This is a genomic window from Microbacterium pollutisoli, from assembly GCF_053586795.1.
Genome location: NZ_JBNYWT010000001.1, coordinates 123,462 through 142,641, shown reverse-complemented (window position 1 = coordinate 142,641; position 19,180 = coordinate 123,462). Strand labels below are relative to the sequence as shown.

Annotated in this window: 19 protein-coding genes; 3 read left to right on the top strand and 16 right to left on the bottom strand. The window is 70.7% G+C overall.

What is annotated here, in order from left to right; all coding sequences use genetic code 11:
- Positions 1–124: 124 nt before the first annotated feature.
- Positions 125–490: an iron-sulfur cluster insertion protein ErpA gene (erpA, locus tag ACQ143_RS00685; RefSeq protein ID WP_449568801.1), complete on the bottom strand. Its 366-nt coding sequence runs from the start codon at positions 488–490 to the stop codon at positions 125–127.
- A 78-nt stretch (positions 491–568) separates the two neighbouring features.
- Entirely contained in the window at positions 569–1,960 is a 1,392-nt protein-coding gene (locus tag ACQ143_RS00680; protein ID WP_449568800.1) for a M20/M25/M40 family metallo-hydrolase, read from the bottom strand.
- A gap of 49 nt (positions 1,961–2,009) precedes the next feature.
- On the opposite strand from ACQ143_RS00680, the gene ACQ143_RS00675 reads away from it, so the two are divergent.
- A complete protein-coding gene (locus tag ACQ143_RS00675) occupies positions 2,010–2,579 on the top strand; it encodes a DUF3043 domain-containing protein (protein ID WP_449568799.1) in 570 nt (189 codons plus the stop codon).
- Between the two features lie 6 nt (positions 2,580–2,585).
- Here the strand turns inward: ACQ143_RS00675 and ACQ143_RS00670 are convergent, their stop codons facing one another.
- The 5 genes from ACQ143_RS00670 to dnaE are packed head-to-tail and all read right to left on the bottom strand — an operon-like array spanning position 2,586 to position 10,154.
- Positions 2,586–3,611: a quinone-dependent dihydroorotate dehydrogenase gene (locus ACQ143_RS00670; protein ID WP_449568798.1), complete on the bottom strand. Its 1,026-nt coding sequence runs from the start codon at positions 3,609–3,611 to the stop codon at positions 2,586–2,588.
- 22 nt (positions 3,612–3,633) lie between these two features.
- Positions 3,634–4,110, bottom strand: a complete 477-nt coding sequence (nrdR, locus tag ACQ143_RS00665) for a transcriptional regulator NrdR (protein ID WP_449568797.1) — start codon at positions 4,108–4,110, stop codon at positions 3,634–3,636.
- Positions 4,111–4,121: 11 nt separating this feature from the next.
- Positions 4,122–5,423, bottom strand: coding sequence for a histidinol dehydrogenase (gene hisD, locus ACQ143_RS00660; RefSeq protein WP_449568796.1), 1,302 nt, complete (start codon positions 5,421–5,423; stop codon positions 4,122–4,124).
- Positions 5,423–6,625, bottom strand: a complete 1,203-nt coding sequence (locus tag ACQ143_RS00655) for a hypothetical protein (protein ID WP_449568795.1) — start codon at positions 6,623–6,625, stop codon at positions 5,423–5,425. The genes hisD and ACQ143_RS00655 overlap by 1 nt, the downstream gene beginning before the upstream one ends.
- 58 nt (positions 6,626–6,683) lie before the next feature.
- Complete coding sequence (dnaE, locus tag ACQ143_RS00650; RefSeq protein ID WP_449569556.1) at positions 6,684–10,154, bottom strand: DNA polymerase III subunit alpha; 3,471 nt, start codon at positions 10,152–10,154, stop codon at positions 6,684–6,686.
- Positions 10,155–10,365: 211 nt separating this feature from the next.
- Here dnaE and ACQ143_RS00645 point away from each other — a divergent pair, with 211 nt between their 5' ends.
- A complete protein-coding gene (locus tag ACQ143_RS00645; RefSeq protein ID WP_449568794.1) occupies positions 10,366–10,998 on the top strand; it encodes a vitamin K epoxide reductase family protein in 633 nt (210 codons plus the stop codon).
- 61 nt (positions 10,999–11,059) lie between these two features.
- Positions 11,060–11,533: an NUDIX hydrolase gene (locus tag ACQ143_RS00640; RefSeq protein WP_449568793.1), complete on the top strand. Its 474-nt coding sequence runs from the start codon at positions 11,060–11,062 to the stop codon at positions 11,531–11,533.
- A gap of 9 nt (positions 11,534–11,542) precedes the next feature.
- On the opposite strand, the gene ACQ143_RS00635 is transcribed toward ACQ143_RS00640, so the two are convergent.
- The 9 genes from ACQ143_RS00635 to murC form a co-directional block, all read right to left on the bottom strand.
- The gene (locus ACQ143_RS00635; RefSeq protein WP_449569555.1) at positions 11,543–12,463 is read right to left on the bottom strand and encodes an RluA family pseudouridine synthase; all 921 of its coding nucleotides are present in this window, start codon (positions 12,461–12,463) and stop codon (positions 11,543–11,545) included.
- Positions 12,463–13,035: a signal peptidase II gene (gene lspA / locus ACQ143_RS00630; protein ID WP_449568792.1), complete on the bottom strand. Its 573-nt coding sequence runs from the start codon at positions 13,033–13,035 to the stop codon at positions 12,463–12,465. Before lspA ends, ACQ143_RS00635 begins: the two co-directional genes overlap by 1 nt.
- A 9-nt stretch (positions 13,036–13,044) precedes the next feature.
- A complete protein-coding gene (locus ACQ143_RS00625) occupies positions 13,045–13,647 on the bottom strand; it encodes a DivIVA domain-containing protein (RefSeq protein WP_449568791.1) in 603 nt (200 codons plus the stop codon).
- A gap of 124 nt (positions 13,648–13,771) precedes the next feature.
- A complete protein-coding gene (locus tag ACQ143_RS00620; RefSeq protein WP_449568790.1) occupies positions 13,772–14,074 on the bottom strand; it encodes a YggT family protein in 303 nt (100 codons plus the stop codon).
- 2 nt (positions 14,075–14,076) lie between these two features.
- Complete coding sequence (locus ACQ143_RS00615) at positions 14,077–14,535, bottom strand: cell division protein SepF (RefSeq protein ID WP_449568789.1); 459 nt, start codon at positions 14,533–14,535, stop codon at positions 14,077–14,079.
- A 31-nt stretch (positions 14,536–14,566) separates the two neighbouring features.
- Complete coding sequence (locus tag ACQ143_RS00610; protein WP_449568788.1) at positions 14,567–15,256, bottom strand: YggS family pyridoxal phosphate-dependent enzyme; 690 nt, start codon at positions 15,254–15,256, stop codon at positions 14,567–14,569.
- Between the two features lie 5 nt (positions 15,257–15,261).
- Complete coding sequence (gene ftsZ, locus ACQ143_RS00605) at positions 15,262–16,422, bottom strand: cell division protein FtsZ (protein WP_449568787.1); 1,161 nt, start codon at positions 16,420–16,422, stop codon at positions 15,262–15,264.
- Positions 16,423–16,619: 197 nt separating this feature from the next.
- A complete protein-coding gene (locus ACQ143_RS00600) occupies positions 16,620–17,693 on the bottom strand; it encodes an FtsQ-type POTRA domain-containing protein (RefSeq protein ID WP_449568786.1) in 1,074 nt (357 codons plus the stop codon).
- A 2-nt stretch (positions 17,694–17,695) separates the two neighbouring features.
- Positions 17,696–19,099 carry a UDP-N-acetylmuramate--L-alanine ligase gene (murC, locus tag ACQ143_RS00595; protein WP_449568785.1) on the bottom strand — a complete coding sequence of 468 codons (1,404 nt, stop codon included), beginning with the start codon at positions 19,097–19,099 and terminating at the stop codon, positions 17,696–17,698.
- Between the last annotated feature and the right edge of the window lie 81 nt (positions 19,100–19,180).

Below are 19,180 nucleotides of genomic sequence, written 5' to 3'. Positions count from 1 at the left end.
GTTCACCTTTCGGGATCATGAAGGTCGTCTCTGGCCAGTCTAGAGCAACCTCACACCTCATTCAGGCCAATCGCCCAGCGTGAGGGCGCGTTTCCCCGGCCCGATCTGCAGGAAACCAGCCGGATCAGTGAAAGCTGTCGCCGCAGGCGCAGCTGCCGGCCGCGTTGGGGTTGTCGATCGTGAAGCCCTGCTCCGAGATCGTGTCCTTGAAGTCGATCACGGCGCCGTCGAGGTAGGGCACCGACATGTCGTCGACGATGACCTCGACCCCGTCGAAGTCGACGGTCTTGTCGCCGTCGAGGAAGCGCTCGTCGAAGTAGAGCTGGTAGATCAGTCCCGAGCAGCCGCCGGGCTGCACGGCCACACGCAGACGGAGGTCGTCGCGGTTCTCCTGACCGAGCAGGTTCTTCACCTTGAGCGCTGCGGCCTCGGTGAGGCTGATGCCGTGGCTGGGGGTGGTCTCGACGGGCGTCGTGGCGATGTCGGTCATGGCTCTCCCTGGGGGTCGTGCCGTTATCAGACGGCTGGATGCCACGATTCTACGCCCGCGCCGCCCGACGCGGGCCGGTCAGCGGGCCGTGTCAAGACGCTCGAGCAGCAGCGCCTCGGACACGAGCGCATGGCGGAAGGTGTCCAGGTGCAGCGACTCGTTGGGGCTGTGCGCCCGGGAGTGCGGGTCCTCGACGCCGGTGACCAGGATCTGCGCGCCGGGGAACTCCCGGACCAGGTCGGCGATGAACGGGATGGATCCGCCCACCCCGATGTCGACCGACTCCACGCCGTAGCCGTCGGCGAGGGCTTCGCGGACCGCGGCGACGGCATCACCGGAGGTGTCGACGAGGAACCCGTCGCCGCGGTCGGCGTCGGCGAACGACAGCTGGGCGCCGAACGGGGCGTGCGCCTGCAGGTGCGCCTTCAGGGCCTCCTCCGCCTCGGCGGCGCTCTGGCCGGGGGCGATGCGGGCACTGATGACCACCGAGACCTCGGGGCTGAGCGTGTTCGAGGCGCCGAGCACGGTGGGCGCGTCGATTCCGGTGACGGTGATGGACGGCTTGTTCCAGATGCGACTGAGGATCGTGCCGCGACCGATGGGGCTCACGCCCTCGGGGAGCCCCGCCTCGCTGCGGAGGGTCTGCTCGGTGTACTCCGGCGTGTCGGCCTCGCGCTCGGTGAGTCCGGCGACGGCGACCGCGCCGTCCTCGTCCCACAGGGTCGCCAGCAGCTTGACGGTGGCCATCATCGCGTCGGGCACCGCTCCGCCGAACATGCCCGAGTGCGACGCGTGCTCCAGGGTGCGCACGGTCAGCGTGAAACGCACGTTGCCGCGCAGCGAGACGGTGAGGGCCGGGGTGGTCGAGTCCCAGTTGCCGGAGTCGGCCACCACGATGACGTCGGCGCGCAGGGCGTCGGCGTTGTCGCTGAGGAACTGCGCGAACGAGGCGGAGCCGGCCTCCTCCTCCCCCTCGATGAACATGTTGACGCCGAGGTCGAAGTCGGTGCCGACAGCGTCCACGAGCGCTCGCAGGGCGCCGACGTGGGCCATGATGCCCGCCTTGTCGTCGGCGGCGCCGCGGCCGTACAGGCGGCCGTCGCGGACGGTCGGTTCGAACGGCGGCGACTCCCACAGCGCCTCGTCGCCGACCGGCTGCACATCGTGGTGTGCATACAGAAGGATCGTGGGCGCGCCGTTGCGCGCCGGCCGGGTGGCCAGCACCGCCGGCATCCCCTGCTGCCCGGTGCCCGGCACCACCGCGGTCTTGATCTCGACGCGTTCGAAGATGCCGAGTCCGTCGAGCAGGCTGCGCACCGCCTCGGCGCTGCGCGCCACCTCACCGTGGTCAAAGCCCGGGAAGGCGATCGACGGGATGCGCACGAGGGTGCCGAGGTCCGCCAGTGCGGCGGGCACGGCGGCGAGGGCGGCGTCGCGGACGGCGTCGCGCCGGGGAAGTTCAGAGCTCATGCGGGTAATCTTAGAGGGCACCGCACCCGCCGATCCGAGGACCCTTCCCGTGGCAAAGCCCCCTTCCTCCCCTTCGTCCGACGCGACCGCCGACGTTCCGTCCGGTCCCGGAAAGAACCGCCCGACGCCGACGCGCGCCGAGCGGGAGGCAGCCCGCAAGCGTCCGCTGGTGGCCGACACGAAGGAGGCCAAGCAGCGCGCGAAGGCCGAGCTGGCGGCCGCGCGTGAGCGTGCCCGGGTGGGCATGGCCAACGGCGAGGAGCGGTATCTGCCGGTGCGGGACAAGGGTCCGCAGAAGCGCTTCGCGCGCGACTGGGTGGATGCCGGATGGCACCTGGGTGAGCTGCTCATGCCGCTGATGATCATCGTGATCCTGCTGAGCCTGTTCCCCAACCCCGCGATCACCTATTACTCGTTCGTGGGGCTGTGGCTGTACATCCTGCTCGCGGTCGCCGACATGATCATCACCGGCCAGCGCGTGAAGAAGAAAGCCAAGGCGAAGTTCGGCGAGACCAAGCTGGAGAAGGGTCTGGCCTGGTACTCGGCGATGCGCACCGTGCAGATGCGCTTCATGCGCCTGCCCAAGCCGCAGGTGCGGCGCGGACAGTACCCGGCCTGAGCGGTCTCAGGCGCCGCGGCGCAGGCCGCGGTTGATCTGCCGCGCCCACAGCGGGCCGCGGTACAGGAACGCCGTGTAGCCCTGCACGAGGTCGGCACCGGCATCCAGGCGTTCGCGGACGTCGGCCGCGGTCTCGACGCCGCCCACCGAGATGACGCAGAACGACGCCGGCACGACAGCACGGACGACGCGCAGCACCTCGAGCGCGCGGGCCTTCAGCGGCGCCCCCGACAGTCCCCCGGCGCCGGCGGCGGCGACGACGGCCGCATCGGTGGTCAGCCCCTCGCGGGAGATCGTCGTGTTGGTGGCGATGAGACCGGCCAGCCCCACATCGACGGCGAGCCGCGCGATGGCCTCGGCTTCGTCGTCGGGCAGGTCGGGCGCGATCTTGACCAGCAGCGGCGTGGCGCCGGCGGCGGCGTGCACCTCTTCCAGCAGGGGGCGCAGCGTCTCGACCGCCTGCAGCCCGCGCAGGCCCGGCGTGTTCGGCGAGGAGACGTTGACGACCAGGTAGTCGGCCAGCGGCGCCAGCTGCCGGGCGCTGGTGACGTAGTCGGCAGTCGCGTCAGCGACGTCCACCACCCGGCTCTTGCCGATGTTCACGCCGATGACCGGCCGGTGGCGGCGGTGGTGGAGGGCGGCCAGGCGCCGCGCGGCGGCGGCGGCACCGCGGTTGTTGAAGCCCATCCGGTTCACGACCGCGCGGTCGGGGATGAGGCGGAACAGCCGCGGCCGCGGGTTGCCCTCCTGCGGGATCGCCGTGACGGTGCCGACCTCGACGTGGCCGAAGCCCAGCGCCCCCAGGCCCGCGGCGCCCGTAACGTTCTTGTCGAAACCGGCCGCCACGCCGAAGGGCGAGGGGAACTCGAGACCGAGCGCGTGCACGCGCAGCGTCGGGTCGGGGCGGGTGAACGCGCGCACGAGCGGCGCGAGCGGACGCATGCCGAGAGCACGGATGACGAGCATGGCGGCGTGGTGCGCCGTCTCGGGATCCATGCGCGACAGAACCGTGCGGAAGAGGAGCGGGTACATCCCCTCCAGCGTATCGGCGCGCTCAGTCCTCCGATGACGCGGCGTCGCGCTCGGCGTGGTCGGCACGCAGCTGCGCGATCGACGCCTCGAAGTCGTCGAGCGACTCGAACGCCTGGTAGACGCTCGCGAAGCGCAGGTACGCGATCTCATCGAGCTCGCGCAGCGGTCCGAGGATCGCGAGGCCGATCTCGTTGGTGTCGATCTGCGAGGAGCCGGTCTGACGCACCGCCTCTTCGACCGCCTGGGCGAGCACGGCGAGGTCGCCCTCGGTGACCGGACGGCCCTGGCAGGCCTTGCGGACGCCCGACATGACCTTGTCCCGGCTGAACGGCTCGATGACCCCCGAGCGCTTGATGACGTTGAGGCTCGCCGTCTCGATGGTCGAGAACCGGCCCCCGCATTCGGGACACTGACGGCGGCGGCGGATGCTCAGGCCGTCGTCGCTGGTGCGCGAGTCGATGACCCGGGAATCGGAGTGGCGGCAGAACGGGCAGTGCATGACGCTCCAGCCTACGCGTCGAACCGGGCGGTGACCGCCTCGCCGTGGGCCGGCAGCGCCTCGGCCGTGGCCAGGGCCACGATCTGCGCGCTCACGGCCTGCAGCGCGGCGCGGTCGTAGTCGATGACCTGCTGCGGCCTCAGGAACGTGGACGCCGACAGCCCGGCCGCATAGCGCGCCTGTCCGCCGGTCGGGAGCACGTGATTGCTGCCGGCGAGGTAGTCGCCCAGCGAGACCGGCGTGTACGCCCCCACGAACACCGCACCGGCGTTGGTGAAGTCGTCCACGCGCGGGTCGGTCACGTGCAGCTCGAGGTGCTCGGGTGCGTAGGCGTTGCTGAACGCGGTCGCCGCGTCGAGGTCGTCGACCAGGACGATCGCCGACTGCGGTCCGGCCAGCGCCTCACCGATGCGGGCACTGTGGCGGGTGGATGCCGCGCGCGCGGCGACGCGGTCCGCCACGGCGTCGGCGAGGGCGGCGGACGGCGTGACGAGCACCGCGGAGGCCTGCTCGTCGTGCTCGGCCTGGCTGATGAGGTCGGCGGCGACGAGGTCGGCGTCGGCGCTGTCGTCGGCGACGATGAGGATCTCGGTGGCACCGGCCTCCGAGTCGATGCCGACCCGGCCCGAGACGACGCGCTTGGCGAGGGCGACGAAGTTGTTGCCCGGCCCGGAGATGACGTCGACGGGGTCGAGGTCGAGGGTGGGCACGCCGTGGGCGAGGCCGGCGATCGCGCCGGCACCGCCCATGGCGTAGACCTCGGTCACGCCCAGCAGCTTCGCGGCGGCCAGGATGACGGGGTGCACCCGACCGTCCTGGTCGGCCTGCGGCGGTGAGGCGAGGGCCACCTGGCGCACACCGGCCACCTGCGCCGGCACGACGTTCATGACGACGCTCGAGGGGTAGACCGCCTTGCCGCCGGGCACGTACACCCCGACCCGGTTCACCGGCTGCCACCGCTGGGTGACGCGCGCACCGGGTGCGATGTCGGTGACGACGTCGGGCGGCACCTGGGCGGCCGAGGCGGTCCGCACCCGCCGGATGGCCTCTTCGAGCGCGGCGCGGACATCGTTGTCGAGGGTTGCGAGCGCCTCGTCGAGGTGGGCGGCGGGGACGCGGATGTCGTGCCCGGTCACCCGGTCGAACTGCTCGGCCTGTGCGCGCAGCGCGGCTTCGCCGCGCTCGGCGACGTCCGCGACGATGCGCTCGGCCGTGGCCAGCGCGGCATCCCGCGCGGCGGTGGCCCGCGGGACGACATCCAGAAGTTCGCGCGGCGACAGGGTGCGACCGCGCAGGTCGATCGTGCGCAGCATCAGCCGCGGGTGACGCCGGAGACGTCGGTCAGGTAACCGATGCGGCCGTCCTCGTGGCGGACCACGAACGTGTCGCCGCGGTCTTCGATGACCAGCGCCCACGCGGTGGGGCCGATGGTGAACAGCGGCAGGCCCTGCTCGTCGACGACGTCACGTTCGACCGGGGCGAGCGCCCAGAACGCCTGCGTGGCCGCCGGCGCGGACTGCTGCTCGACCACCGACGTCTCGTCGGACGGCGCGGCGGTCTGGGCGCCGTCGTTCTGCGTCGTCGGGGCGGCCGCGGTGGCCGAGGCCTGCGCCGAGCCGTATGCGCCCGCCGACGTGCCGTAGGGCGCCGAGGCCGACGCGTAGGGGTCGGCGGTGGCGCCGTAGGCGGGCGCGCTCGCGTACGGCGTGGCGGTCTGGCTCGCCGGCGGGGCCGGGCGGGGGGTGACCGGGCGGGCCGGACGCGCGACGCGGTGCGCGACGGTCTCGGTGCGCCCGCGGAAGTCCTCGTTGAACGGTGCGATGAACGGGGCCAGCACGGTCAGGAAGACCCCGGCCAGCATCAGGAAGAACTCGACCCAGACGACCCAGGTGGCGATGAAGACGCGACCGGCGCCCAGCGAGACGACCGCGCCCCACAGGATGCCGAGCCAGATGACGGCCGAGACCGAGAACGCGACCGAGGCGAACTGGTCGATGCCGAGCGAGCCGACCCGCCGGATGCCCTGCGGCGAGAGCCGGCGCAGCGCCAGGAGGAAGACGGCGACGGTGGGCACGCCGATGGTGAGCACCCAGTCGATACCGCCGCTCCACACGGTGGCGCCGGAGGCGAATCCGCCGTAGATCGGGAAGAACGAGACGATGAAGGCGACCAGCCAGATGCCGCCCAGGGCGACCTCGCGAATGGAGAACGGGCCCACGCCGTACTGCGGCGGCAGCCCGTCGGCGGTCGCCTGCCCGGCCGGGGCGGCGACGGCCGGGTCGGCGGCGGCCGGGTCGGCGGCGGTCTCCGCAGCGGTGGCGTCACCGGTCGTGCCGGGCGTGGCGTCCTCCGGCTCGGCGGCGACCGGGTTCGCGGCGGGCGCGTCGGCGTCGGCGGCGGGAATCTCGGCGGCCGTGGCGTCGTCGACGGACTCGGCCCCGGTCATCCGACGGACCGTCTCGTCGTCGAAAGCGGCTTCTTCGGGGTTGTCGGGGGTGGTCTTCTCGTCGGTCACGATGGTCCTTCCGGCTCCGGGGTCAGACGTGATCCTACTCGCCCGCGCTATGCGCCGATCATCCGAGACACTGCGGCCCGAGCAGTCCCTTCAGCTCGCCGTACAGGCCGACGCTCACCCGGACCGGGATCGGCACCTCGAACACCTTCGCGACACCGCCCTTGTGGAGCTTGAGCGTCACCTCGGTGTCCCCGGCGTGCCGGCCCAGCACCGCGGCGAGCTCGCCGATGACGGTCTCGGTCGCGCGCTGCTCGGGCATGAGCAGGACGAGCGGGCCACTGGCATCCATCGTCCCCAGATCGGGAGCGAAGGCGGACTGTCCGTGCAGGTTGAGCCCGTCGTCACGCATCGACACCCGGCCGCGCACCGCGAGGATCGAGTCGGCCACGAGCATCGACTGGAACTCGGTGTAGGTCTTGCCCATGAACATGACCGTGACCTCGCCGTCGAAGTCCTCGATGGTGATCATGCCGTACGGGTTGCCGCTCTGCTTGGCGACCCGGTGCTGGACGCTGGTGACCAGGCCTGCGACGGTGACCTGATCGCCGTCGCTCACGTCGTCCGAGGCCAGCAGATCGTGGATCGAGGTGGACGCGTGCTTGGCGAGCGCGATCTCCAGGCCCGCCAGCGGGTGGTCGGACACGTACAGGCCGAGCATCTCGCGTTCGAACGCGAGCTTGTCCTTCTTGGTCCACTCGGGGCGGTCGGGCACCTTCTGCACCGCGTGCGGCTCGTCGTCGCCCCACAGGCTGTCGAAGTCGAAGCCGACCTCGCCGTTGGCCTCACGGCGCTTGTCGATGACGGCCTGCTCGGTCGCGTCCTCGTGGATCTCCATGAGCGCGCGCCGCGTCGCGCCGAGGGAGTCGAACGCGCCGGCCTTGATGAGCGATTCGACAGTGCGCTTGTTCGCGACGTGCACCGGCACCTTGGCGAGGAAGTCGTGGAAGCTCGTGAACGGCTCTTCGGAGCGCGCGGCGATGATGCCGTCGACGACGTTCGCCCCGACGTTGCGCACCGCGCCCAGGCCGAAGCGGATGTCTTCGCCGACGGCGGCGAAGAACCGGATCGACTCCCCCACGTCGGGCGGGAGGACCTTGATGCCCATGCGCCGGCACTCGTTGAGGTAGACGGCGAGCTTGTCCTTGGAGTCACCGACGCTGGTCAGCAGCGCCGCCATGTACTCGGCAGGATAGTGCGCCTTCAGATAGGCCGTCCAGTACGACACCAGGCCGTACGCGGCCGAGTGCGCCTTGTTGAACGCGTAGTCGGAGAACGGCAGCAGGATGTCCCACAGCGCCTTGATGGCCCCCTCGCCGAAGCCGTTGGCGACCATGCCGGCGTGGAAGCCCTCGTACTGCTTGTCGAGTTCGGACTTCTTCTTCTTGCCCATCGCGCGGCGCAGGATGTCGGCTTGGCCGAGGCTGAACCCGGCCACCCGCTGCGCGATCGCCATCACCTGCTCCTGGTAGATGATCAGGCCGTAGCTGGTGTCGAGGATGTCCTTGAGCGGCTCTTCGAGCTCGGGGTGGATCGGCGTGATCTCCTGCTGGCCGTTCTTGCGCAGCGCGTAGTTGATGTGCGAGTTGGCACCCATCGGGCCGGGACGGTAGAGCGCGATGACGGCGGAGATGTCCTCGAAGTTGTCGGGCTTCATGAGCCGCAGCAGCGACCGCATCGGCCCGCCGTCGAGCTGGAACACGCCCAGCGTGTCGCCGCGGGTCAGCAGCTCGTAGGAGGCCTTGTCGTCGAGGGTCAGGTCCTCGAGCACGAGCTTCTCACCCCGGTTGGCCTCGATGTTGTCGAGGGCGTCGTCGATGATCGTGAGGTTGCGCAGCCCCAGGAAGTCCATCTTGATCAGGCCCAGCGCCTCACACGCCGGGTAGTCGAACTGCGTGACGATCTGGCCGTCCTGCTCGCGCTTCATGATCGGAATGATGTCGATCAGCGGCTCGGACGACATGATGACGCCGGCCGCGTGCACGCCCCACTGGCGCTTCAGGTTCTCCAGCCCCACGGCGGTGTCGAAGACGGTCTTGGCCTCGGGGTCGGTCTCGATGAGGGCGCGGAACTCGCCGGCCTCCTTGAAGCGCGGGTGCGAGCGGTCGAACATGCCGTTCAGCGGCATGTCCTTGCCCATCACCGCCGGCGGCATCGCCTTGGTGAGCTTCTCCCCCATGCTGAACGGGAAGCCCAGCACACGACCGGCGTCCTTCAGCGCCTGCTTGGCCTTGATGGTGCCGTAGGTGACGATCTGGGCGACGCGCTCGTCGCCGTACTTCTGCGTCACGTACTGGATGACCTCACCGCGGCGACGGTCGTCGAAGTCGACGTCGAAGTCGGGCATCGAGACACGGTCGGGGTTGAGGAAGCGCTCGAAGATGAGGCCGTGCTGCAGCGGGTCGAGATCGGTGATCTTCATCGCGTACGCCGCCATCGACCCGGCACCCGAGCCGCGGCCCGGCCCCACGCGGATGCCGTTCTCCTTGGCCCAGTTGATGAAGTCGGCGACGACGAGGAAGTAGCCCGGGAAGCCCATCTGGACGATGACGCCCGTCTCGTACTCGGCCTGCTTGCGCACCTCGTCGGGGATGCCGGCGGGGTAGCGCAGGTGGAGTCCCTTCTCGACCTCCTTGATGAACCAGCTCTCCTCGGTCTCCCCCTCGGGCACCGGGAAGCGCGGCATGTAGTTGGCCGACGTGTTGAACTCGACGTTGCAGCGCTCGGCGATCAGCAGCGTGTTGTCGCACGCGATCTCCCGGTCGCGGAAGACCTGGCGCATCTCGGCGGCGGATTTCACGTAGTAACCGTCGCCGTCGAACTTGAACCGGTTGGGGTCGTCGAGGGTCGAGCCGGACTGCACGCACAGCAGCGCCGAGTGGCTGGTCGCGTCGTGCTGGTGCGTGTAGTGCAGGTCGTTGGTGGCCACCAGCGGGATGTCGAGATCGGCCGCGATCTTCATGAGGTCGCCCTGGACACGCCGCTCGATGGACAGGCCGTGGTCCATGATCTCGCAGAAGTAGTTGTCCTTGCCGAACAGGTCCTGGAACTCGGCGGCGGCTGCGCGCGCGGCGTCGTACTGGCCCAGCCGCAGCCGGGTCTGGATCTCACCGGAGGGGCAGCCGGTGGTGGCGATGAGCCCCTTGCTGTACTTCTGCAGCAGCTCGCGGTCCATGCGGGGCTTGAAGTAGTACCCCTCGATGCTCGACAGGCTCGACAGCCGGAAGAGGTTGTGCATGCCCTCGGTGGTCTCGCTGAGCAGCGTCATGTGCGTGTACGCGCCCGAACCCGACACGTCGTCGCTCGCCTGGTCGGGGCTGCCCCAGCGCACCCGGGACTTGTCGGAGCGGTGCGTGCCGGGGGTCACATACGCTTCGATGCCGATGATCGGCTTGATCCCGGCATCCTTCGCCGTCTTGTAGAACTCGAACGCGGCGAAGGTGTTGCCGTGGTCGGTGACCGCGATGGCGGGCTGTTCGAGCCGGACGGCCTCATCGACCATGTCGCGGATGCGCGCGGCGCCGTCGAGCATCGAGTATTCGCTGTGCACGTGCAGATGGACGAAGGAATCGGATGCCACGGCCTCGAGTCTACGGAGCCTCTCCGACGTCGCGGGCCGCACCCTCCGAGTCGGCCGGATCGCCGGGCCAGGTCGGTTCACCCTTCGGTTGAAGGTGAGACGCGGCGGTTTTCTCCGGCGTGCACCGTGGCGTCCGGCCACCGGTTCGGTGGACACTCGTCGCATGTCGGATGATGTCGTCCCCCCGCCCCCGCGCGCCGCGAAGGAGGCCGTGGTGGCACCGCCACGCGCGCTCGCCGTCTTCTGGATCGTCGCCGCGGTCCTGGGCGGCACGGTGTCGTTCCTGCTGTATCTCGAGTACATCGGGCAGCTCACCGGTGGCACCCCGATCGTCAGCTGCGATGTCAGCCCGCTGGTGACGTGCGGCCCGAATCTGCTCTCGCCCGGCGGCAACCTGCTCGGGTTCACGAACTCGATCATCGGCATCACGATGTTCCTGGGGCCGGTGTATGCGGCGGTGAGCGCCCTGGCCGCGCCGGGCGGTCTGCGCCGCTGGTACTGGCGGGTCTACGTGCTGGGGCTGACGGCGGCGTTCGTCCTCGTGCACTTCTTCGCCTGGCGCAGCGTCTTCGAGTACGGGTCGCTGTGCCCGTGGTGCATGATCGTGTGGCTGGTCACGATCCCGCTGTTCTGGTTCACGCTCGGCTGGTCGCTGCGCGACGGGGTGTGGGGCCGGGCTCCCCGCCGCTTCGGCGCGGGCCTGTTCTCGTGGGCGGTGCTGATCACGGTCCTGGACTACGTGCTGATCGCCGGGGCGGCGCAGCTGCGGCTGGACGTGCTGGGCTCGCTGCTGTGACCGGCCCGCGTCAGAGGGGGTGACGCATCAGCACCCGGCATCCGCGCTTAGGCTTGCGGCTATGTCCACACCCGACTTCGTCCTGTCGCTGCGCGAGAAGATCGGGCACGCCCCGCTGCCGCTGGTCGGGGTGACGGCCGTCGTGTTCAAGGACGAGAAGATCCTGCTCGGGCGGCGCGCCGACAACGGTCAATGGCAGAGCGTGTCGGGCATCGTCGACCCGGGTGAGGAACCGGCCGACGCGGCCGTGCGCGAGTGCCGCGAAGAGGCGGGCGTCAGCGTGCGGGTGACGCGGCTCGCGCTCGTGCAGACCACACCCCGCATCACCTACGCGAACGGCGACCAGGTCGACTATCTCGACCTCGTCTTCCGCTGCGACTGGGTCTCGGGCGACCCGCATCCGGCCGACGGCGAGCTGACCGAGGTCGGCTGGTACGGGCTGGGCGAGCTGACCGACGTCGCCCCGGAGCACGTGCGCAAGATCGCCCTGGCCGTGGCCGAAGACGATCCGGCCACGTTCCGCGGCGGGCGCTGACGCGGGAGGTCAGTCGCCGCGCAGCACCGCGAGGGCGTGGGCGAGGTCGGCCGGATACTCCGAGGTGAACTCGACCCACTGGTTCGTGACGGGGTGGGCGAAGCCCAGGCGGTGGGCGTGCAGCCACTGCCGCGTGAGCCCCAGCCGTGCCGACAGGGTCGGGTCGGCGCCGTACAGCGGGTCGCCGACGCAGGGATGCCGGTGGGCGGCCATGTGCACCCGGATCTGATGGGTGCGCCCGGTCTCCAGCTGGATCTCCAGCAGGGACGCCCGCGGGAACGCCTCGATCGTCTCGTAATGGGTCGTCGAGTCCTTGCCGTCGGGGACGACCGCGAACTTCCACGAGTGGTTCGGGTGGCGGCCGATCGGGGCCTCGATGGTCCCGACCAGGGGGTCGGGATGTCCATGGACGACGGCGTGGTAGATCTTGTCGACCTCGCGCTCCTTGAAGGCGCGCTTGAGCGCGGTGTAGGCGCGCTCGCTCTTGGCCACCACCATTAGGCCGCTGGTGCCCACGTCGAGCCGATGCACGACGCCCTGCCGCTCGGCCGCACCCGTCGTCGCGACGCGGAGGCCGCCGGCGGCCAGGGCGCCCAGCACCGTGGGCCCTTCCCAGCCGACCGAGGGATGCGCGGCGACACCGGCGGGCTTGTCGACCACGACGATGTCGTCGTCCTGGTGGACGACGCCGAGGTCGGGGACGGCGACCGGCACCACCTCCGGCTCGCGCCGCGGCTGCCAGGTGACATCCAGCCAGGCGCCGGCCACGAGCTTGTCGCTCTTGCCGAGCACGCGGCCGTCCTGCGTCGCCCCGCCGGCCTCGGTGATCTCCGCCGCGAAGCTGCGGGAGAATCCGAACAGCTTGGCCAATCCGGCATCCACGCGGGTGCCGTCGAGGCCATCGGGCACGGGGACGGCGCGGGACTCCATCACGCCGTCCGGTTCTCGGTGTCGTCAGCGGCGGGCTCGACGGCCTTCGGCTCTCGGGTGCCGTCGAGGCGCAGTCCCACCAGCACGAGGATCGCCACGCCGATCATCATCGTGACGATGAAGATGTCGGCGACGTTGTAGATGGCCGAGGGGAACCACAGCCACATCCACGGCGTGTGGATGAAGTCGATGACCTCCCCCACGCCGAAGCCCGGCTCACGCAGCAGGCGGTCGGTGAGGTTGCCCAGGATGCCACCCAGCAGCAGGCCCAGGACGGCCGCCCACGCCCACGAGCGCACGCGCGTGACGGCGAGGAACACGATCGCGCCCGCGGCCAGCGCCGGCACGATCGTGAAGATCCAGGTGTACTCGGCACCGAGCGAGAACGCCGCGCCCGGATTGCGGGTGAGGTACAGCTGGAGGAACTCGCCCCAGACCGGCACGGTCTGCTGGAACGGCAGGTTCTCGAGTGCGAGATGCTTCGTGAACTGGTCGATGGCCAGCACCAGCACCGCGAGGATCGCGATGGTGATGCCGGCCGCCGTGGTACCCAGACGGGCTCGGCCTGTCAAAGGCCGGGCCTAGGACGCGGAGATGGGCGTCGCGCCCGACGGCGAGCCCGAGGCGTCGAGGTCGCGGAGCTTGCCCTCGATGAAGCCGCGCAGCTGCGCGCGGTAGTCGTGCTCGAAGTTGCGCAGCTCGGTGATGCGCGACTCCAGCGTCGCCCGCTCGCTCTCCAGACGGGCGACCTCGTCGCGGCCACGGGCCTCGGCGTCGGCGATGATCGACGCGGCCTGGGCCTGCGCCTCGGAGATGAGCTTCTCCTTCTGCGCGATGCCCTCGGCGACGTGCTCGTCGTGCAGACGCTGCGCGAGCTCGATGATGCCTGCCGACGCGGCGGCCGGGGCGGTGCCCTCGGCGGCCGGGGCGGGAGCGGCGGCCACGGGGGCGGGCACTTCCTCGACGACGGCCGGCTCTTCGACGGCAGGGGCGGCGGCGGGCGCGGCGGCACCGGACTCGTAGGCCGCCAGCTTCGCCTTCAGCTCTTCGTTCTCAGCGATCGTCTTGCGCCACTCGACGACGATCTCGTCGAGGAAGTCGTCGACCTCGTCCGGGTCGAAGCCCTCCTTGAAGCGGACGTGCTGGAACTGCTTGGTGACGACGTCTTCGGGGGTCAAAGCCATGGTGTTTCCTCTTTCGGGGCTCATTGCGCCCGGCGATGCGGGGTGACCCGCATGACCGCGAGCCGTACCCCCTCAGCATAGTGCGCGGGTTCCGGGTCCGCGAGAAAGACCCCCGCGCCCGGACTCAGACCGAGCCGATGACCCGCACGATCGACAGCAGCACGAAGCACGCGAGCATCGTCAGCGGGAAGCCCAGATCGATCGCGACGGCGCCCAGCCGCAGCGGCGGGATGAGGCGCCGGAAGAACTTGATCGGAGGATCCGTGATCGTGAAGACGATCTCGGCGAGCACGAGCCCGACGCCCTTCGGGCGCCATTCGCGGTTGAACAGCGGGATGTACTCCAGGATCAGCCGCGCGAGCAGCGCCAGGATGTACAGCAGCAGGAGGAAGTTCGCGATTCCGGCGACGAGCCGAACGATCTCCACGGTTACTGCGGGAAGGCCGCGGCCTCAGGCTCGGCCTGCGCGACCGCCCCGTCACCGGACACCGCGATGTTCTCGGGCGACAGGAGGAAGACCTTGCTCGTGACCCGCTCGATCCGGCCGTACAGCCCGAGCGACAGACCGCTCGCGAAGTCGATCAGGCGGCGGGCGTCCGCATCGCTCATCTGCGACAGGTTGATGATCACGGGGATGCCGTCGCGGAAGTTCTCGGCGATGATCTGCGCGTCGCGGTACTGCTTGGGGTGCACCGTCAGGATCTCGCTGACCGTGCCCGCGGTGGGCTGGCGCACGACGGCAGGACGGTGGATCGGCGTCACCGGCGCCGGCTGCTTCTCGACGGAACGCTCCCGACGCTGCGGCGTCTCGGCCACCGGCTCGTCATAGACCTCTTCCTCGTCGGCCAGGCCCAGGTACACCATGGTCTTCTTGAGCGGGTTCGACATCGCATCCTCCGTTTGCTCGTCTGTTCCGAGGTTAACCGTGCACGGGCCTCGGACCCGTGATTGCCGAGCCGATCCGCAGGTGTGTCGCACCCGCGGATACAGCCTCGGCGAAGTCTCCTGTCATGCCCGCCGAGATCCAGTCGGCGGCGGGTGCGACCGTGCGCAGTGCCGTGCGGCACGCGGCCAGGCGCGCGAACGCCGCGGCGGGCTCCTCGTCAAGGGGCGCCACGCCCATCACGCCGCGCAGCCGCAGCGTGGGGCACGCGGCGGCGACGTGTTCGGCGAGTGCCACGACGCCGTCGGGGGCGACACCGCCGCGCCCGGGGTCGGCGGTGAGGTTCACCTGCAGCAGGACGTCGAGCGGATCGGCGTCGTCCTCTCCGGCGCGCTCGAGCGCGTCGGCGATGCGCGGCCGGTCCACCGAGTGGACGATGTCGACGGCCGCGCGGATCTGCCGTGCCTTGTTCGTCTGCGCCTGCCCGATGAAGTGCCAGGTCAGACCGAGCGCGGCGACGGCCGGGTCGCCGCGCTTGGCCGTGAGCTCCTGCTGGCGGTTCTCCCCCACGTCTCGCACTCCCAGCTCGTGCAGCCGGGAGATGAGCGAGGCGGGATGGAACTTCGTCACGACGATGCGCGTGATCTCGGAAGGGTCGCGGCCCGCCGCCCGCGCGGCATCCGCGATGCGCGCGTCGACGTCGGCGAGCCGTGCCTCCAGATCCACCGCGACTACTTGAGGAAGTCGGGGATGTCGAGGTCGTCGTCGCCGAACACCGAGTCCCGGTCGCTCGAGGACACCGGCACGCTCACCGAGACCGATTCCTTGTTCGCGGGAGCGTCGACCGTCTCGAGGTCGCGGGCGGCTTCGTCGGCGGGCACGGCCGGCAGCACCGGCGCCGCGGCGGGGCGCTGCGCCGTCATCGGCTCGACCTTCAGCTGCGGCTCGCCGCCGTCGAAGCCCGCGGCGATGACGGTGACGCGCACCTCGTCGCCCAGCGTGTCGTCGATCACGGTGCCGAAGATGATGTTGGCCTCGGGGTGCGCGGCCTCCTTGACCAGCTGCGCGGCGTCGTTGATCTCGAAGATGCCGAGGTTCGACCCGCCCTGGATCGACAGCAGCACGCCGTGCGCGCCCTCGATCGACGCCTCGAGCAGGGGCGACTCGACGGCGAGCTCAGCGGCCTTGATCGCCCGGTCGGCGCCGCGGGCCGAGCCGATGCCCATGAGCGCCGAGCCGGCGCCCTGCATGACCGACTTGACGTCGGCGAAGTCCAGGTTGATCAGACCCGGCGTCGTGATGAGGTCGGTGATGCCCTGCACACCGGCCAGGAGCACCTGGTCGGCGGTGGCGAACGCCTCGATCATCGAGATGCCGCGGTCGCTGATCTCGAGCAGCCGGTCGTTGGGGACGACGATGAGGGTGTCGACCTCGTCCTTCAGCGTCGCCACACCCAGCTCGGCCTGCTGCTGACGGCGGCGGCCCTCGAACGAGAACGGCTTGGTGACGACACCGATGGTCAGGGCGCCGATCGACTTCGCGATGCGCGCCACGACGGGGGCGCCACCGGTGCCCGTGCCGCCGCCCTCACCCGCGGTGACGAAGACCATGTCGGCACCGGCGAGGGCCTCTTCGATCTCCTCGGCGTGGTCCTCCGCCGCACGGCGACCCACCTCGGGGTCGGCGCCGGCGCCGAGTCCGCGCGTGAGCTCGCGGCCCACGTCGAGCTTCACGTCGGCGTCGCTCATCAGCAGCGCCTGGGCGTCGGTGTTGACGGCGATGAACTCCACGCCGCGAAGACCGAGCTCGATCATCCGATTGACGGCGTTCACGCCGCCGCCACCCACACCCACGACCTTGATCACCGCGAGGTAGTTCTGGTTCTGGCTCATGCCGGCCTCCGTCTCGTCCGAACCACGTTTCAAACCTTGAACCTCAACTAGAGGTTTAAAGAATTGCCGAGTATGCATTTCCTTCGATTGAAGGTAAGCGGCGCGGATGCTGCCGGCCCTCAGGCCGTGGGCGTGTCGCGACATCGATCCGCAGGCTGTCGGAACTTCGTGGTACCGGGCGGATGGCGCGGTGGCTGTCAGCGGACGACGATGGCGCCGGGCGAGGACACGTCGTAGGTGTCGACGTCGTCCGGGGGCAGTGCTTCCATCGCGGTCTCGAGGACGATCGCCTTGCGCGCCGACTCGTCGGCGGTGCCCCAGACGACGGTGGTGCCGGACTCCCCCAGCACGAAGCTGACGTCGCTGGCCGTGGTGGCCGACAGCTTCGTGACCTGCGAGCGGATCGGCTCGGGCAGCGACCGGAACACGGTGCCGGCGGCGGTGAAGGCACGCGACGTCACCCCGCCGCGGATCTCGAGCAGCGGGTGGCCCTCCGGCTCCTCCGGGGTCGTCGCCAGGGCGACCCCGGCGGCATCGACCAGCGTGTAGCCGGCGGCCGATTCGATCGCGCCGACCGGGGTGCGCTCGACGATGCGAACGACCAGTTCGTGGGGCGGCCGCGCTTCGAGGGTGTACGACTCCACGAGCGGGAAGGCGACCAGCGCGGCCTTGACCTCGCTGGAGTCGACCAGCGGCAGCGGGGTGCCCAACTGCGCCGCGAGGGCCTCTTCCACGGCGACGGTGTCGAGCGCCTCGGTGCCCAGCACGCGTACCCGCTCGACGGCGAACAGCGGGCTGTACGCGGCGCCGAGGGTTCCCAGCACGAGGGCTGCGACCGCCAGACCGGCGCCGAGCCAGATCCGGCGCTTGCGCCGCTGGCGGGCGGTGAACCGGCGCACTTCGGCGCGCAGCGCCTTGCGGCGGGCGCGGACGGCCGCCCAGACCTCGCGCGGGCCGACGGTCTCCTGCGCGGGATCGTCGGCCGGCGGCGCGGTGCGGCGGGCGTGGGCGGGCGGATCGGCGATCGTCGCCGCCGGGCGCCGGGCCATGGGCCCGATCGTGTCGATGAACTCCGGGACCGGGTCATGGGGCCCGGGGGCCGGGTCGTGGTCGGCCTCGTCGAACGCGCGTCCCGCATCGTCGAACGCGCGTTCCGCGTCGTCGAATGCGTGTTCCGTGTCGTCGTAGGTAGCTTCGTCGGCCGCGTCGGGTGCGGGCGCGGCGGGCTCGCGGCGCGGCGGGGGCGCCGGCAGCGGACCGGGCCGGCGCATCGTCAGTCCTCGCTCCGGCCGAGTGCGGCGAGCACCTGCGGGATGATGAGGTTCACGTTGCCGCAGCCGAGCGTGATGATGAAGTCGCCCTCGCGCGCGACGCCCGCGGTGTAGTCGGCGGCCTCCTGCCAGTCGGCGACGAAGTGCACGCGGTCGGGGTCGGTGAACGCCCCGCTGACCAGCTCGCCGGTCACCCCGGGCACGGGGTCTTCGCGTGCGCCGTACACGTCGAGCACGACGGTGTGGTCGGCGAGTGACTCGAGCACTTCGGCGAACTCGCGGTACATCTCCTGCGTGCGCGAGTAGGTGTGCGGCTGGTGCAGCGCGATGAGGCGCCCGCCGGCGGCGACGGTGCGCGCGGCCGACAGGGCGGCGGCGACCTCGGTCGGGTGGTGGGCGTAGTCGTCGTACACGCTGACGCCGCGCTCGGTGCCGTGCAGTTCGAACCGGCGGGCGGTGCCGGCGAAGGGCTCGAGGGCGCGGACGGCCAGCTCCAGCGGATGGCCGAGCGCGACGAGGACGGCCACGGCCCCGGCCGCATTGACCGCGTTGTGGATGCCGGGGACGGCCAGCCGCATCGACTCGCGGTGCGGCCCGTAGCTCAGCGTGAACGAGACCGGCCCGTCGGTCGTGGAGATGTCGGTGATCCGCACGTCGGCGCCCTCGGCCTCCCCGAAGGTGAGCACGTGCGGGTGGGTGAGGGCGGCGGCCACGCGCTGCGCGCCCGGGTCGTCGGCCGAGATGACGACGGCTTCCCGCGCCTCGTTCGCGAACCGGACGAAGCCGTCGTAGAACGCGTCGCGCGTGCCCCAGTGGTCGAGGTGGTCGGGGTCGACGTTCGTGATGAGGGCGACCGAGGTGTCGTAGAGCAGAAAGGTGCCGTCCGACTCGTCGGCCTCGATGACGAACAGCTCGTCCGAGCCGGTCGCGCTCGAGACGCCGAGCTCGGCGATCACTCCCCCGTTGACGAAGGTGGGCGCTTCGCCCAGCCCCCGCAGCGCCGTCACGATCATGCCCGTCGAGGTGGTCTTGCCGTGCGCGCCGGCCACGCTGACCAGGCGCCTCCCGCCGATCAGCCAGTGCAGCGCCTGCGAGCGGTGGATGACGTGCAGCCCGCGCTGCTTCGCGAGCACGTACTCCGGGTTCTCCGGCCAGATCGCACCGGTGTGGATCACGGTGTCCGCATCGGCCGGCAGATGGGCGGCGTCATGACCGACGGACACCGTCGCCCCCCGCTCGGCGAGAGCGCGCAGCGCCGGGCTGTCGGCACGGTCAGAGCCCGACACGCGGATGCCGCGGTCGAGGAACATCCCGGCCAGGCCCGACATGCCGGACCCGCCGATGCCGATGAAATGGGCGGCGGTGATGTGCTCGGGGATCGGCAGGCTCAGGTCGGGGCGAATCATGGCCCGACAAGTCTAGGTCGCCGCCGGTGTGAGGAGCCTGCGGCGCGCGGACCGCGGCAACCGCCCCCCACTGGCGGGTCC